Origin of the sequence: Veillonella rogosae JCM 15642, from assembly GCF_002959775.1 — a bacterium.
Taxonomy (GTDB): domain Bacteria; phylum Bacillota; class Negativicutes; order Veillonellales; family Veillonellaceae; genus Veillonella; species Veillonella rogosae.
In genome coordinates this window covers 48,758-63,021 of record NZ_PPCX01000015.1, presented here as the reverse complement: position 1 = coordinate 63,021, position 14,264 = coordinate 48,758, and the positions used below count along the sequence as shown (strand labels likewise).

At 39.5% G+C, this 14,264-nt stretch carries 15 protein-coding genes; 13 read left to right on the top strand and 2 right to left on the bottom strand.

Features of this window, described 5'->3' with window-relative positions:
- The first annotated feature begins 87 nt into the window (after nt 1-87).
- The 13 genes from VRHSUH09_RS10185 (at nt 88) to VRHSUH09_RS10125 (ending at nt 11,834) form a co-directional block, all read left to right on the top strand.
- Nucleotides 88-1,689, top strand: coding sequence for a WG repeat-containing protein (locus tag VRHSUH09_RS10185; protein ID WP_105082106.1), 1,602 nt, complete (start codon nt 88-90; stop codon nt 1,687-1,689).
- Between the two features lie 157 nt (nt 1,690-1,846).
- On the top strand, nt 1,847-2,563 hold the full coding sequence (locus tag VRHSUH09_RS10180) for a hypothetical protein (protein WP_060924179.1): 717 nt from the start codon (nt 1,847-1,849) through the stop codon (nt 2,561-2,563).
- 314 nt (nt 2,564-2,877) lie between these two features.
- The gene (locus VRHSUH09_RS10175; protein ID WP_004696277.1) at nt 2,878-3,372 is read left to right on the top strand and encodes a YajQ family cyclic di-GMP-binding protein; all 495 of its coding nucleotides are present in this window, start codon (nt 2,878-2,880) and stop codon (nt 3,370-3,372) included.
- Between the two features lie 71 nt (nt 3,373-3,443).
- Nucleotides 3,444-4,562, top strand: a complete 1,119-nt coding sequence (gene cbiD, locus VRHSUH09_RS10170) for a cobalt-precorrin-5B (C(1))-methyltransferase CbiD (protein WP_054748362.1) — start codon at nt 3,444-3,446, stop codon at nt 4,560-4,562.
- Nucleotides 4,538-5,164, top strand: a complete 627-nt coding sequence (gene cbiE / locus VRHSUH09_RS10165) for a precorrin-6y C5,15-methyltransferase (decarboxylating) subunit CbiE (protein ID WP_054748360.1) — start codon at nt 4,538-4,540, stop codon at nt 5,162-5,164. Before cbiD ends, cbiE begins: the two co-directional genes overlap by 25 nt.
- Nucleotides 5,161-5,748, top strand: a complete 588-nt coding sequence (gene cbiT, locus VRHSUH09_RS10160; protein ID WP_054748358.1) for a precorrin-6Y C5,15-methyltransferase (decarboxylating) subunit CbiT — start codon at nt 5,161-5,163, stop codon at nt 5,746-5,748. The genes cbiE and cbiT overlap by 4 nt, the downstream gene beginning before the upstream one ends.
- A 1-nt stretch (nt 5,749) precedes the next feature.
- Nucleotides 5,750-6,511, top strand: coding sequence for a precorrin-4 C(11)-methyltransferase (gene cobM / locus VRHSUH09_RS10155; protein WP_105082105.1), 762 nt, complete (start codon nt 5,750-5,752; stop codon nt 6,509-6,511).
- Between the two features lie 4 nt (nt 6,512-6,515).
- Complete coding sequence (locus VRHSUH09_RS10150; protein ID WP_167386495.1) at nt 6,516-7,661, top strand: cobalt-precorrin 5A hydrolase; 1,146 nt, start codon at nt 6,516-6,518, stop codon at nt 7,659-7,661.
- Between the two features lie 29 nt (nt 7,662-7,690).
- On the top strand, nt 7,691-8,380 hold the full coding sequence (gene cobJ, locus VRHSUH09_RS10145) for a precorrin-3B C(17)-methyltransferase (RefSeq protein WP_054748354.1): 690 nt from the start codon (nt 7,691-7,693) through the stop codon (nt 8,378-8,380).
- Entirely contained in the window at nt 8,377-9,165 is a 789-nt protein-coding gene (gene cobK, locus VRHSUH09_RS10140) for a precorrin-6A reductase (protein ID WP_105082103.1), read from the top strand. Before cobJ ends, cobK begins: the two co-directional genes overlap by 4 nt.
- Nucleotides 9,152-9,817, top strand: coding sequence for a precorrin-8X methylmutase (locus tag VRHSUH09_RS10135; protein ID WP_105082102.1), 666 nt, complete (start codon nt 9,152-9,154; stop codon nt 9,815-9,817). The genes cobK and VRHSUH09_RS10135 overlap by 14 nt, the downstream gene beginning before the upstream one ends.
- Before the next feature lie 239 nt (nt 9,818-10,056).
- Nucleotides 10,057-11,052 carry a FecCD family ABC transporter permease gene (locus tag VRHSUH09_RS10130; RefSeq protein WP_009351759.1) on the top strand — a complete coding sequence of 332 codons (996 nt, stop codon included), beginning with the start codon at nt 10,057-10,059 and terminating at the stop codon, nt 11,050-11,052.
- The gene (locus VRHSUH09_RS10125; RefSeq protein ID WP_054748350.1) at nt 11,052-11,834 is read left to right on the top strand and encodes an ABC transporter ATP-binding protein; all 783 of its coding nucleotides are present in this window, start codon (nt 11,052-11,054) and stop codon (nt 11,832-11,834) included. The genes VRHSUH09_RS10130 and VRHSUH09_RS10125 overlap by 1 nt, the downstream gene beginning before the upstream one ends.
- 68 nt (nt 11,835-11,902) lie before the next feature.
- Here VRHSUH09_RS10125 and VRHSUH09_RS10120 read toward each other — a convergent pair whose 3' ends face one another.
- Nucleotides 11,903-12,844: an ABC transporter substrate-binding protein gene (locus VRHSUH09_RS10120; protein WP_054748348.1), complete on the bottom strand. Its 942-nt coding sequence runs from the start codon at nt 12,842-12,844 to the stop codon at nt 11,903-11,905.
- Nucleotides 12,845-12,894: 50 nt separating this feature from the next.
- On the bottom strand, nt 12,895-13,884 hold the full coding sequence (locus VRHSUH09_RS10115) for a sirohydrochlorin cobaltochelatase (protein ID WP_009351724.1): 990 nt from the start codon (nt 13,882-13,884) through the stop codon (nt 12,895-12,897).
- Between the last annotated feature and the right edge of the window lie 380 nt (nt 13,885-14,264).

The window sequence follows — 14,264 nt, the reverse complement described above, 5'->3', positions numbered from 1 at the left end:
AATAAATTTTATATATTTTTTAATATATGGCTTTGGTATAGTTATTATTGTTTTGTACCTGAGTTTAATTTGTAAAAGGAGAGGTTTATGAATCTTAACAAGAAATCCTTATTAGTCGCTTGTGTGTTGGCGGCTATGTCTACAACAGCTTTTGCAGCCACAGAATCTACAAGTAGTACTACCGTAACAAACCATGATACACCAACATCTACTAGTACTCGAGTTACACGTGAACAACATTCCACATCTACGTCTTCTGCAACGGTTTCTAGTACGGAAAAAACTTCTACTAAATCTAGCGGTGCATCTGTATCTGTAGGCCTTGGGCGGTTAGGTGATTATGTAGCGGCACCGATTATTAGTCCTCAGCAAAAAGCTCCAGAAGCTATCAAAGCATTACAAAATGTAGTAGCAAATGATGGTTATATTAAGCTTGGCCAATTGGCTATGGTTAAACAAAGTGGTAAATGGGGGTTAGTTGGTACTGATGGTAAAGTATTACTTGAGGCACAATTTAAAGAAATGGAATCTAGCATTTCCGCGGACGGTACATTCTTTGTAAGAAGAAAAAAAGAATTAGAACATATTAAAGGTGATGGTACAGCGGTAGCGGCGAATAGTGAAGAAGCGTATCAACACTATAAGACTGATAAATATACACGTAAAGCTATAGCTGATGCTGCTCTTGATGGCAATGTTCAAAAGGATAATACTGAGTATGCAAGTAGCTCCTATACTTCTTTCTCTGTAAAAAGCAAATGGGGCTTTAATGATGCGTCTGGGAAAACTGTAATCGAACCTCAATTTAAAGAGGTTTATACTGGATTTAGCGAAGATCGTGCATTTGTTAAAAATGCAAAAGGTAAAACAGTTGCTATTGATGGTAGTGGTAATACAGTTTTCGAAGCACCTACAAATGATATCGATCCATATAAGAACGGTTTAGCAGAATATAGACGCCATATTAGTAAGTTTAACTTCGGTGGTTTACTTGGCTTGGCAGTCGGTATTGGTTTAAGTAATCATGGTGGGTTTTACTATGGTGATGCATGGAATCCAGTTTACGATGGTGTAAAACGTGGTTATCTTGACCGTAATGGCAACATTGTAATTGACAGTAAAAATGATGCGGTATGGCCAATGACAGAGCATGGTACTTTAGTTAAAAATGAAGGCAAACTTGGCTTCATGAATCGTCAAGGCCAATACGTGATTCAGCCTGGTAACTATGATGCTGGTATAATGGATTATTCCAGCAGCTTAATTGTGCTAAAAAACAAAGATAATGAAAAGTCTGGTGTCTTTAATGTGGTAACAGGAAAACAAGTCGTTCCATTTGTATTTGATTCTATTGATTTTGTTAGTCCTACACGTATGTCTGTTGTAAAAGGTGAAAATAGACAGTTAATTGATATGAATAGTGGACAAGTTGTATTCACTACATTAAAAGATATGTCTATTGATGTCTTTGGTGGTCAATATGCATGGGTACATAAAGGTTCTGCTGAATATCAATTAATCGATGAAACTGGTAAGGTTTTATTCCGTGATAAGGATAAAACTATCAGTCAAGCAGCTATGTTTAGACATGGTTATGCACCAGTAAAATCTAAAGGTAAATGGGGCGTAATGAATACAAATGGTGAATGGATTGTTCAACCAATCTATGATGAAGTTAATGTGCTGTAAATGTTATTTATTTAATATTTTTTATAAAATATACATTAATCTCTATAATTTTAAGACTTGTATTTTGCTGTAACAAGAAGTTCATTAAAAATTCATAATGTGCTATACTAAACACGTAATGTATAGTTATATGTTTTTATTTGTTTTGGGGGTACATATGAAATCTTCTAAAGCTCTTTTGAAACTTCTTGCTGTAGGCTGTATTAGTTTAGGCTGCTTAATGCCGACTGTTGTTCATGGAGAAAGTGTAGTAGAACAACCTAAGACTGATAGTGCTCTTGTAAAAACGGAAATGCCATCTGGTGTTAATCGAATTCAACTTTTAAAAAGTGATGAAATGTCTACAAGTGTACGTACAAGCTCAATTGCTAATGGTCATGCTTATATTCCTAAGGATACTAAGATTGAATTAGAATTAATTACTCCAATTAGCTCTAGAAGAAGTAAAGAAGGAAATACATTTAGATTAAAAACACTGGAAAATCTTCTTATCAATGATGTTGTGGTAATACCAGTTAATCAAGAAGTATTAGGTACGATTACTAAATCTAGAAAAAATGGTATGTTTGGACGTAAGGGACGATTAGAATTTAGCATTAATGAAATTAAGACTATTAATGGTGTATCTGTTCCTCTAGATGCTCAAATAAAAGGTAAAGGTCATTCTGACAATGGTGCAGTTGCGGTTGCTGCGGCTGTTAGCTTAGTAGGTGGTCTCTTCATGAAGGGGACTAATATTTACTATGAACCAGGTCAAAAATTTGTTGCTGTTGTAGCGGCTGATACAGATCTAAATACAACTGTTGAAGATTTGCCAAATGCAATGAATCCAAGTAAACCATCTGGTCAAAATATTGTGTTACCTACACGATAATCTGTAATTTTTATAATTACTATATTTATTAATAAATACCCAGTAGTGATATATGATATATATTGCTGCTGGGTATATTCTTTTATATTAGCTTATTAAGACTTTTAAATATCATTAGTTTTGTCGTAATTTTATTGTACTAATAGTTATAATTGAAAATATCGATTTACCTAGAAAATAAGCCTGTTATAAGGTATAATTATAGAGATATATTCCGATTTGGTGTAGTTTTACACTTTCACTTGGAATATGAGGATGATGAAAGTAATGCTATGAACCCCATGCCCAACGGGTTCAGGTGTAGGAGGTATAAAATGGCTAAAGATTGTTCCTTTGACGTTGTGTCCGAAGTGGATATGCAGGAAGTAGATAATGCGGTAAACCAAGCGAAAAAAGAGATTGGTACGCGCTATGATTTCCGTGGCTCCAAAGCAGAAATCAGTCTTGAAGGCGACACTATCAAAATCATCGGTGATGATGAATATAAATTGAATGCCATTATCGATGTTTTAAAAGGCAAAATGGTTAAACGTAACGTAGCGATTAAAAATCTTGACTATGGCAAAGTTGAACCAGCTGCTGGTGCTACAGTTCGCCAAATCATTACTATTAAAAAAGGCATTACAAAAGAAAATGCTAAAGAAGTAGTAAAAGCAATTAAAAACATGAAAATTAAGGTACAAGCATCTATCCAAGAGGATCAAGTGCGTGTATCTGGTAAGGATAAAGATGATTTGCAAGCAGTAATCCAAATGTTAAAACAATTGGATATCCCTGTAGAATTGCAATTCGTTAACTTCCGTTCCTAATAACATATGTCCATAAGATAGAGTTAGTTTGATTCATGGGAGTTGCTAACCCTATCGGTGTAGGAGGCCTTATGAAAGTAGAGGACATGAAGGGTGGCTATACCACAGGTTCATGTGCTACGGCAGGTATGAAAGCTGGTTTATTGGCCCTCTTAGATAAGAACATCGTGGATCAAGTGGTCATTGAAAATCCTCAAGGTCAGTATATTGAGGTACCTATCAAACAGGTAGAGGTCATATCCGATACAGAGGCTAAGGTGACCGTTATGAAAGACGGCGGCGACGATCCTGATGTAACCCATGGCAATGATGTGGAAACGACGGTGACTCTTGATGATACTGGTGAACTACGATTCCGAGCGGGCTTTGGCGTTGGGACGGTAACGAAACCGGGCCTTGCGATGCCGCCAGGAGAACCGGCTATCAATCCAGGGCCTAGGGCGATGATGAACATCGTCTTTGAAGAGTATTGTGTACATGGCCAAGGTGTAACAGTAACGGTGAGCGTACCAAATGGTATGGTATTAGCCAAGAAAACGTTAAATCATACCCTGGGTATCGAAGGTGGTATTTCCATTATCGGTACTACGGGTATCGTTAAACCTATGAGTGAAGAAGGGTTCAAGAACTCGTTAGTACCTCAGCTAAAGGTTATGAAAGCTAATGGTTGTGAAACGGCTGTTCTCGTGCCAGGCCGTATCGGTCAGGATCTGGCGGAACAAGTACTTGGTATACATAAGAACCAAATGGCAGAAACGAGCAACTTTATTGGCTTTATGCTTGAAAAGGCAGTACAAATTGGCTTCAAGCGTATTTTGATTATCGGTCATATTGGTAAGCTAATAAAACTTGCTAGTGGTAGTTTCCATACCCACAATCGCATGAGTGATGGTCGCATGGAAAGTATCGTAGCCTATGCCGCTTTAGAAGGGGCATCCCAAGCGGTGTGTGAAGAGCTATTTAATTGCCAAACAACAGAGTCTACGTTCCCTATTTTGGAACGCGAAGGACTGACTGGGGTGTACCAACGTGTGGTAGATCGTGCATCGTTACGTAGTGAGCGATACATTGCTAATGAAGCAGAGGTAGGTATCATTATTACCACCTTAAAGGGCGAGATTTTGGCAATGGATAAGCATGCTAAAGAGATAGGAGAGCTTGAACAATGGCACATACCTTGTATATCGTAGGCATTGGTCCGGGTAATCCTGATTATGTGGTGCCTAGAGGCCTTAATTTAATTAAACATGCCACAGTATTGGTAGGTAGTGAACGTTCTTTAGAGGACTTTCAAGAGCCTGGCCAAATTACATATCCTGTAACGGGTAAGCTTAGCTTACTGGCTGAGCAAATTGAGCATGAACTCAATAGCCATGATGTTGTAGTTATGGTAAGCGGTGATACAGGCTACTACAGCTTGTTACCGTATTTGAAAAAGAAATTTACTGCTAACCCTATTGAGGTTGTGCCTGGCATTAGTTCTATGACCTTTGCTTTCGCACGACTTAATGAGGTCTGGCATGATGCGGATTTAATGAGCTTTCACGGTCGCCAACCGGCACCGGAGAAACTCGTATATGAAGCAGGTAAAAAGATGGGGTTCTTGACGGATCCAGAATATAATCCAGCGCATATTGCGCGTATTTTAATAGATGCAGGCTGGCCAAAAGAAACGAGAGCAGCAGCCCTTGAACGCTTGAGCTATGATGATGAAAAAATCGTAGACTCTACGTTAGAGGTATTAACTGAGCTTGAAGGCTTTGGTCATTCTGTAATGGTGGTACTAGGATGAGACATTTTTTCGGAATTCCTGATGAGGAATTTATCCGCGGTGACGTGCCGATGACGAAATGCGAGATTCGCAAAGCCGTTATGAACGAGGCACGCATCGAGGAGGATAGCATCGTTCTTGACGTAGGTGCTGGTACGGGCTCTATCTCCATTGAAGCAGCCTTGGCAGCTCCTAAAGGTCATGTATATGCGATTGAGCGCTTTGATAAAGGCATCGACCTTATCAATGAAAATATGAAGAAATTCAATGTAAATAATATGACTGTTATCAAGTCCAAAGCTCCTGAAGGCATGGAAGAATTGCCTGAGCTTGATGCGGTTATCATCGGCGGTAGTGCTGGTGGTATGACAGGCATCATGGATGAGGCACAACGTCTATTAAAAATTGGTGGCCGTCTAGTTGTAACTGCTGTAACAATGGAAACTGGCTACACAATTCTTAAAGAGTTGAAAGGTCGTCCTTTCACCTATGAAGGTTACCAAATGTCTATCAGCCGTTACCGCAAGGCTGGTCCATATCATTTGTTAGATCCTTTGAGCCCAATTTTCATTGTATCTGCAACGCGTATCGCAGAAGGAGAGTAATATGGTTGATGTACATATCGTAGGCGCAGGCCCTGGGGATCCTGAGTTAATCACTCGCAAAGGGTATCGTTTAGTGCAAGAGGCAGACGTTGTTATATACGCTGGCTCCTTGGTAAACCCTGCTATTTTAGAGGCTTGTAAACCAGGCTGTGAAATCTATAACAGTGCTACCATGAACCTTGATGAGGTATTGGCTGTTATGAAAGCTTCTGTTGAGGCTGGTAAAAGTGTAGTTCGCCTTCATACAGGTGACCCTGCTATTTACGGTGCTATTCAAGAGCAAATGGATGCACTAGCTGGCATGGGCATTTCTTATGAAGTTGTGCCAGGTGTAAGCTCTTTCCTTGCTACAGCAGCGGCATTAAAACAAGAATACACATTACCTAATGTGTCCCAAACAGTTATCATTACACGCATGGAAGGCCGTACACCGATGCCTCCAAAGGAAAAATTGCGCATGTTAGCAGCTCATGAAGCAACAATGTGTATTTTCCTTAGCGTTCAAATGTTAGATAAGGTTGTAGCTGAACTCATCGAGGGAGGTTATGACAAAACGACTCCAGTGGCAATCGTGGTAAAAGCTTCTTGGCCAGACCAACGCATTATCCGTGGCACATTGGAAACCATTGCGGATATCGTAGCGAAAGAAGGCGTATTGCGCCAAGCTATGATTGTAGTAAGCCATGTATTAGATAGCGAATACGAATTATCTAAACTCTACGACAAAGGCTTTGCTCATATGTACCGCAGTGCTAAGGACTAGTATGATGAAAGAACTAGAAACTGTTGCATCTACGACTGGAGCTAAGAAGAATAGAACGGCTATTCTCTCTGTATCTGAACGAGGTGCAAAGCTAGGTCAACGCATCAAGTCTTTGGTGGCACCCCATGCGGATTGCTTTGAAAAGGAAAACCGTCCCTCTGGTGGTGAGGCTATTTATTTTGATTCCCTGAAAAACCATATTGGACAGGTTTTCAAGGATTACGACCAAGTACTTTGTATTATGGCACTCGGTATCGTAGTGCGTATGATTGCACCGTATATTGAGCATAAATCCAAAGATCCTGCTGTAGTCGTAATGGACGAAGTAGGACACCATGTGATTAGCTTATTGTCTGGGCACCTTGGGGGCGCCAACGAATGGACGCAGTCCATTTCGCTGGCCATCGATGCGGACCCCGTCATTACAACCGCAACGGATGTAAACGGATTGCCAGCGCCTGACGTGTTGGCGCGCCACGAGCATCTGTTGGTCGACGATTTTCAAACCTTAATCAATGTGAACTCTGCCATCGTTGGAGGAGAGCGAGTTGATTATTATATCGATGCTAGCTTACCGAATGCAGAGCATTTAGAACAAGCTGCGAAAGCTCATATTGGTGAGCATGGTATGGTTCATGTTGTTTCTCTAGAGGAACTTGCCTCCATTCCATGTAAAAATGAAAGCACTGAAGAAGGTTCTTCTCGCGTAGTTATTACAGACAAAGTAATTGCGGAGTATGGTCATCAATTGATTTTGCGCCCTCGTACCTATACGATGGGCATTGGCTGTCGTCGAGATACGCCAAAGGAATTAATTCTTGATGCTATACAACAGTCGCTAGCAACACATAAGCTTTCACCAAAGAGCCTTGTAACGGCAGCATCGGTCATCGTTAAACAAGATGAGGTAGGCCTCTTAGAGGCGATGCAAATTATGGGGTGGCCTATCGTGTTCTATACACAGGACGAGATGGCACCACTCATTGAAAAAGAAGAATTAAAAGAATCTAATTTTGTAAAAGGAACTATAGGAGTAGGAAACGTATGCGAGACAACGGCATTACTAGCGGCCAAGAGCCGAACATTAATACAGCACAAAACAATTTATCCCAAAACAACGGTAGCCATTGCACAGGTAACATCAAAGTAATCGGCATCGGCCCTGGCGATGAAGAGTTTATGACGCCTCAAGCGCGCGAAGCTATCTTAGCGGCTGACCGTGTTGTAGGTTATTTGACATACCTCGACTTGATTAAAGACCTTATCGAAGGTAAAGAAACTGTAGGTACTGCGATGATGCAAGAAGTAGATCGTTGCCAACAAGCCGTTGATTTAGCCGTAGAAGGTCATCAAGTGGTAGTAGTATCCTCTGGTGACTCCGGCGTATACGGAATGGCAGGTCTTGTGTTGGAACTTGCTAATAAAGTGCCAGCTGAAAAACGTCCTTCCGTAGACATCGTACCTGGTCTTAGTGCTGTAAACGTAGCAGCATCTGTATTGGGTGCACCTTTGATGCATGACTTTGCAGTCATTTCCTTGAGTGACTTGATGACTCCATGGGATCTTATTAAAAAACGTGCTGACCTTTGTGCACAAGGCGACATGGTTATCTCTCTGTACAACCCACGCAGTAAAAAACGTGTTACTCACTTAGATGAAGTTCGCGAAATCGTTCTTCAATACCGCGACCCTAAAACACCTGTTGGTATCGTGCAAAAAGCAGGTCGTCCAGGTCAACAAATGGTAATTTCTGACCTTGAAAACTTCACAAAAGAAGAAGTAGATATGCAAACACTTGTTATCATCGGTAACAGCCAAACCTATGTTGAAAATGGTCGCATGATTACTCCTCGAGGCTACAAATTATGATTTGGGTCATTGCCGGTACCTTGGATGGTCGCACCTTAGCGGTAGATATTCAAGAACGGACAGGTGAAGATGTGCTTGTTACGGTTGTTAGTCAATATGGTGCAGAGCTTGCTGCCCATAAAGGCATTACTGTACATACGGGTCGTCTTGATCAACAGGCTATGCAGAACTTGATTAAGGAGCACAATGTACGCCTATTAATCGATGCAAGCCATCCGTACGCCGCAGTTGTGACCGCAACGGCACAAGAGGCAGCCAAGGCAGTAGGTATTCCATTCGTTCGTTTTGAACGTAAAGAGGTACCATTGCCAGAGTATGATAAATTACATATCGTAGTGGATGAAGTTGAAGCAGCGAATTTGGCAGGCAAGTTAGCAAAAGAAAATAATAACCATGTGTATTTGACTACTGGTAGTAAGACAATGCACATCTTTGCTAAATCTGAAGCCTTGCAAGATTGCGAAGTATGGACACGTATTTTGCCAACTGCAGAGGTGTTACAAATGATGGAAGACCTCAATGTAAGTCCTAAACGCATTGTTGCTGTACAAGGTCCATTTTCTTACGATATGAACCGCATCATGTTCCACGATACAAAGGCTAGCGTTGTAGTTATGAAAAACTCTGGTCTTGTAGGTGGTGCTGATACAAAATTACAAGCAGCTATGGATCTTGGTATCCATGTTATTGTTATTGATAGACCCCGTGTTAAACTTGAAAGCCACGTGGTATCAACGAATGATGAATTTTTCAAATTATGGGAGGACACTAATGGATTACGTTAAAAATCCTAAAGAGATTGAAGATAAAAGTATGCAAATCATTTACGATTATGTAAAAGATTTAGGTTTAACAGATGATGAAGTACGCGTAGTATCCCGTACTGTACATGCTTCTGGTGACGTTGAATACGCACAACTCGTAAAAATGAGCCCTGATGCTGTTCAAAAAGGTATTGAAGCATTGGAAAACGGTGCTAACATTTACACTGACGTAGAAATGGTGCGCACAGGTATTTCCAAACCAGCTCTTAAAATTCGTGGTAACGAAGTGCACTGCTTGATCAAAGATGAAAACGTAGCTAAAATGGCTAAAGAATTGGGTGTAACTCGTTCCATCGCGGCTATGCGTACATTTGGCAAACAATTAGAAGGCCAAATCGTAGCTATTGGCAATGCTCCTACTGCATTGTACGAAGTATTGCGCTTAGCTCTTGAAGAAGGTATTAAACCAGCTCTTATCATTGGTATCCCTGTAGGCTTCGTAGGCGCTGCAGAATCCAAAGATTATTTGATGGAAGTATCCCCAGTTCCTTACATCACTGTAAAAGGTAACAAAGGTGGTAGCCCAATCGCTGCTTCCGTATGTAATGCATTGCTTTACACAGATGTAAAACGCAATGACATGCTTTTTGTAGAAGGTAAAGAATCTAAATAATACAAAACCCGAATCGTATTTTTTGTAGTTCTGCGATTCGGGTTTTACTGTATATTTTAGATACTACCAGTTAAAAGTAATATTTTTTCTAGCAATAGTGTGCTCTTTTCTTAGATACTACCAGTTAAAAATAAATATTTTTAATTGGTAGTATCTCTAAAATCGCTGTTACTAGGTCTAAAATATAGAATTTTCAAAATGACTTATTTTGTATATGAAGATATGGAGAGGGGGTTCGTATGGAGTCTATTAATGAACGAAAGGCCTTTCGTTTATCTGTTATCATTGTTTTACTTATTGCAGTGATAGCTTGTATGATTATATCTCTTATCTGGGGTTCTACACCTGTATCGCTAGCAGAGATATGGAGAACGTTATGGTCTGATGAATTAACAGATACGGCTTCACAGATTATTTGGAATATTCGTTTGCCCCGTAATATTGTGGCTGCTTTGGTAGGGGCCTGTCTTGCAGTATCGGGGGCTATATTACAAGCAGTTATGAAAAACCCACTGGCGGATCCACAAATTGTAGGGGTATCCTCTGGTGCAGGACTAGCTGGTGTTATCATATTTATTTTATTTCCTGGGTATGATCATATAGTTCCTTTAGTGGCCTTTTTAGGTGCTATGGCTGCAGCACTCATGGTGTATGCATTAGCATGGAAAAATGGAGTGCGACCTAGTCGTATTATCTTAGCTGGTGTTGCGGTCGCAGCCTTTTTAGGCTCAGGTATTTCAGCACTACTTGTATTCTTCGGTGATCGTGTACAAGGGGCATTGCTTTGGATGGTAGGGGGACTCGCTGCACGCAGTTGGCCTCAGGTAGAAGTGCTGTTTCCATATGCTATAATTGGTCTTATTTTTGCCTGTTTAGGAGCTAAACGACTTACCATTTTGAGTTTAGGTGATGAAACTGCAAAGGGATTAGGCCTTAAGGTAGAACAAACACGGTTTATTATGACTGCAGTGGCTGCTCTTTTGGCGGCTGGTGCTGTAAGTATAGCTGGGCTTATAGGATTTGTAGGTTTGGTTATTCCCCATATGTTACGTCTTATAATCGGTAACGACTATGCATATTTACTGCCTGGATCCGCATTATTAGGCGCACTAGTTCTTGTTGTTAGTGATACAATAGGACGTGTTATGTGGAGCCCTATAGAGGTACCAGTGGGCATTATTATGGCATTTTTTGGAGCGCCGTTCTTTTTGTATCTGTTGAGGAGGGATAACTAATGAATACCGCTATTGATGTAAAACAGTTATCCGTAACTCTTGGTAATCGTCATATTCTACATGACATTAATGTATCGGTTCCTATTGGTAAAATTACGACATTAATAGGGCCTAATGGTTGTGGTAAAAGTACGCTTTTACGATCTATGATCGGATATATTTATAGTCCTCATGAATGTATTACCATTTTTGATAAACCGTTACAATCATATTCTCAAAATCATCTGGCACGGCAAATGGCATTTTTGCCACAAGTACCGAATATGCCAAAGGATATGACCGTAGAGGAGCTTGTGTACTGTGGTCGTTATCCGTACCAAACGTGGTGGAAGAATACGGCGAAAGAGGATAGAGAAATCGTAGACTATGCATTGTCTATTACGAAAACAGATCATCTTCGTCATCAGCTCATACCATCTCTATCTGGTGGCGAACGGCAACGGGTTTGGATTGCTATGGCGCTAGCACAGCAACCAAAATTATTAGTATTAGACGAACCAACAACATATTTAGATATTAATCACCAATTAGAAATTATGGAGTTATTGAAACGCTTAAATAAGGAACAAAATTTAACCGTTCTCATGGTACTTCACGAACTAACACAGGCGGTTCAATATTCACATTATATGGCTGTTATAAAAGAAGGCTATTTAGTAACGTCAGGAGAAACAAATAAAATAATATCAGATGAGTTGTTTAGAGATGTTTTCTCTGTAGATGTACAACTTGATACATTTGATAATAAAAAATATGTGCGTGTAAAAGGATTAGTTGAGTAGCTTGATACTAATAGAAAAAGAGGGCATTCCCTATTTGGGGGATGCCCTCTTTAGCATGATGCAATATGTTAGAATGTAACATTAATACCGTATGCTTCTTTAACTAAACGTGCCATAGCTTCAGGTGTTTGTAGACCTGGGTTTAATAGGAATAGTTTAGATGGTAAATATATTACGCGGTTATTTTGTACAGCTTTTAAATTAGCCCATGCAGGATTATCTGTCATAGCTTGTTTCATGGCTTTTGTAATTTCTTCTTCTTTGCCCATTGTAACAACAAAGATAATATCAGGATTATCTGCCGTCAATGTTTCAAGAGAGTAAGGGACAGTTTTATCCTTGGTTGTACCCTCTAGGTGGGAGGCAACAACATTTGTCATACCTAGTTCTTTTACCATAGATGCAGTCACTGCTTCATCAGTTTCGGCAGTTACACCTTTCCCTGTGGCACGTAACACGGCAACACGTGCAGGCTGTTGATTTTTAACTGCATCTTTTACCTTGGTGATATTGCTTTCATAGGTAGTAATAACAGATTTAGCCTTGTCTTGATGATTGGTTAACTCGCCAAGGAATGTTAACATTGGTACATTATCTTTAATACCATCGTAATCAAAAAGTACGATTGGAATATTATTAGCTTGTAATTGGGATTCATATTTTTTATGTTGATTTACTAAACCCAATACCACATCTGGCTTCAAGCCTAATAGTTGTTCCATGTTGATATTTGCAGTTTGACCAAGAGCGGGTAGAGCTTCTAATTCTGGGGCTAATTTATCCGTTGTATTGGCACGGCTAATGGCTTTGCCATCGACAGCATAAAGCATAGATAAAACAGAATTAGATAATACAGCAATTTTTTGTGGATCTTTTGGTACAGTATAGGTTTGACCATTAAAGGTCAATTCCTTCGTAGTAGCAGAAGAGCTGGATGTGGTTTTACCACACCCAGCTAGTGCTAGTACAATCATTACCAAAGCGATACTACCGAGTAGTAGTTTTCTCATGATGTACTCCTATGTACGTTATAGATTGATAACGATACTAGTTAAATGGATTATTTTTGTAATGCGTCCCAAGATTCGTTTGCACGTTCAACAAACAAGTTACGGATATTTTGGTTTTCACCTAAACCATGAAGGTAAGTATCTACTTTGAAGCCGTCTTTTTCAAGGATGGATTTATGGGAATCTGGTTCATCACCAGCCATGTCATTGTTAGCATGGTCGCCTGCAACCATCATGAATGGCATCAATGTAACGTGCTTAATACCATGTAATTTTAATTGAGGGATAACTTGTTCAAGATTTGGAGTACCTTCTACAGTGTAGATGAATGTATTTTTCAAGCCAAGAGTATGGATGCGGTCTTGAATTACAGAATAGTAAGCATTTGCAGGATCTGGAGTACCGTGAGCCATGATAAGAACAGCATCTTCTTTGCCTAATTTAGGGAATTGAGATTGTACAGCCTTAATTGTTTGAATAACTTCATCAGTTTGGCCTTCTTGACCCATCCAGTACATAAGTGGAGTACCTAATGTCATTTTTTTGAAGTTGTTTTTGTAAAGGTTATAAACAGCTACATCGTAGTTATATTCCATACCAGGAATAACATCTAATGATGTAAGAGCAACGCGTGTATAACCTTCAGCTTTCAATTGGTCTAAAGCTTCTTCTGGTGTAGGGTATGTAATGCCTTCTTTTTGTTGGATACGATCACGAATGATATGGCTTGTGAAAGCAGTTACTACTTTAGTGTTAGGGTGAGCTGCTTGAATAGCTGCTACAGTAGCATCAATAGTTTTTGCGCGAGTTTCTTTATAAGTTGTACCAAAGCTCATAACTACGATAGCATCTTTGTTTTGAAGATTTTGAAGCTCTTTTGTTTCATGTGTGCGAACACCAATAGTGGATGCCTCTTTTAATGCAGGTGTAGGATTTTTTACTTCTTCATTTAATTGGTATGCTGCATGAGATACAACAGGTGCGCCAACAGATACGGCAAGACCTAGAATAGCGGATGCTAATGCTAATTGTTTTTTCATTTCTATACTCCTATCCAAAACTAAAACTACAGGGGTATGCAATTATTTACATAATTTTGCTATATCGAAAAATGTAGATTTATTGCATATATATAACCTTAAGCCAATCGTAACAAAGGGTAAAAGAGGTGTCAATAAACCCCATACCCCTAGAAGTATAGGAAAAATAAGGAGTTTTTAAGAAATTAATGTGATGAATATAGTATAGTATTAGCTTTTATAATTATATTCTTTTTGGTTATATGGATATGAATATGTGAATACATAAGTGATTTTATTTTCTTGATATCTAGAATACTTTGATGGGGCCCCATAACATTACTACAAATATATTAAAAATGATGCCCTATACTTCTTTTCTCTAAAGTGTACTGAATTCA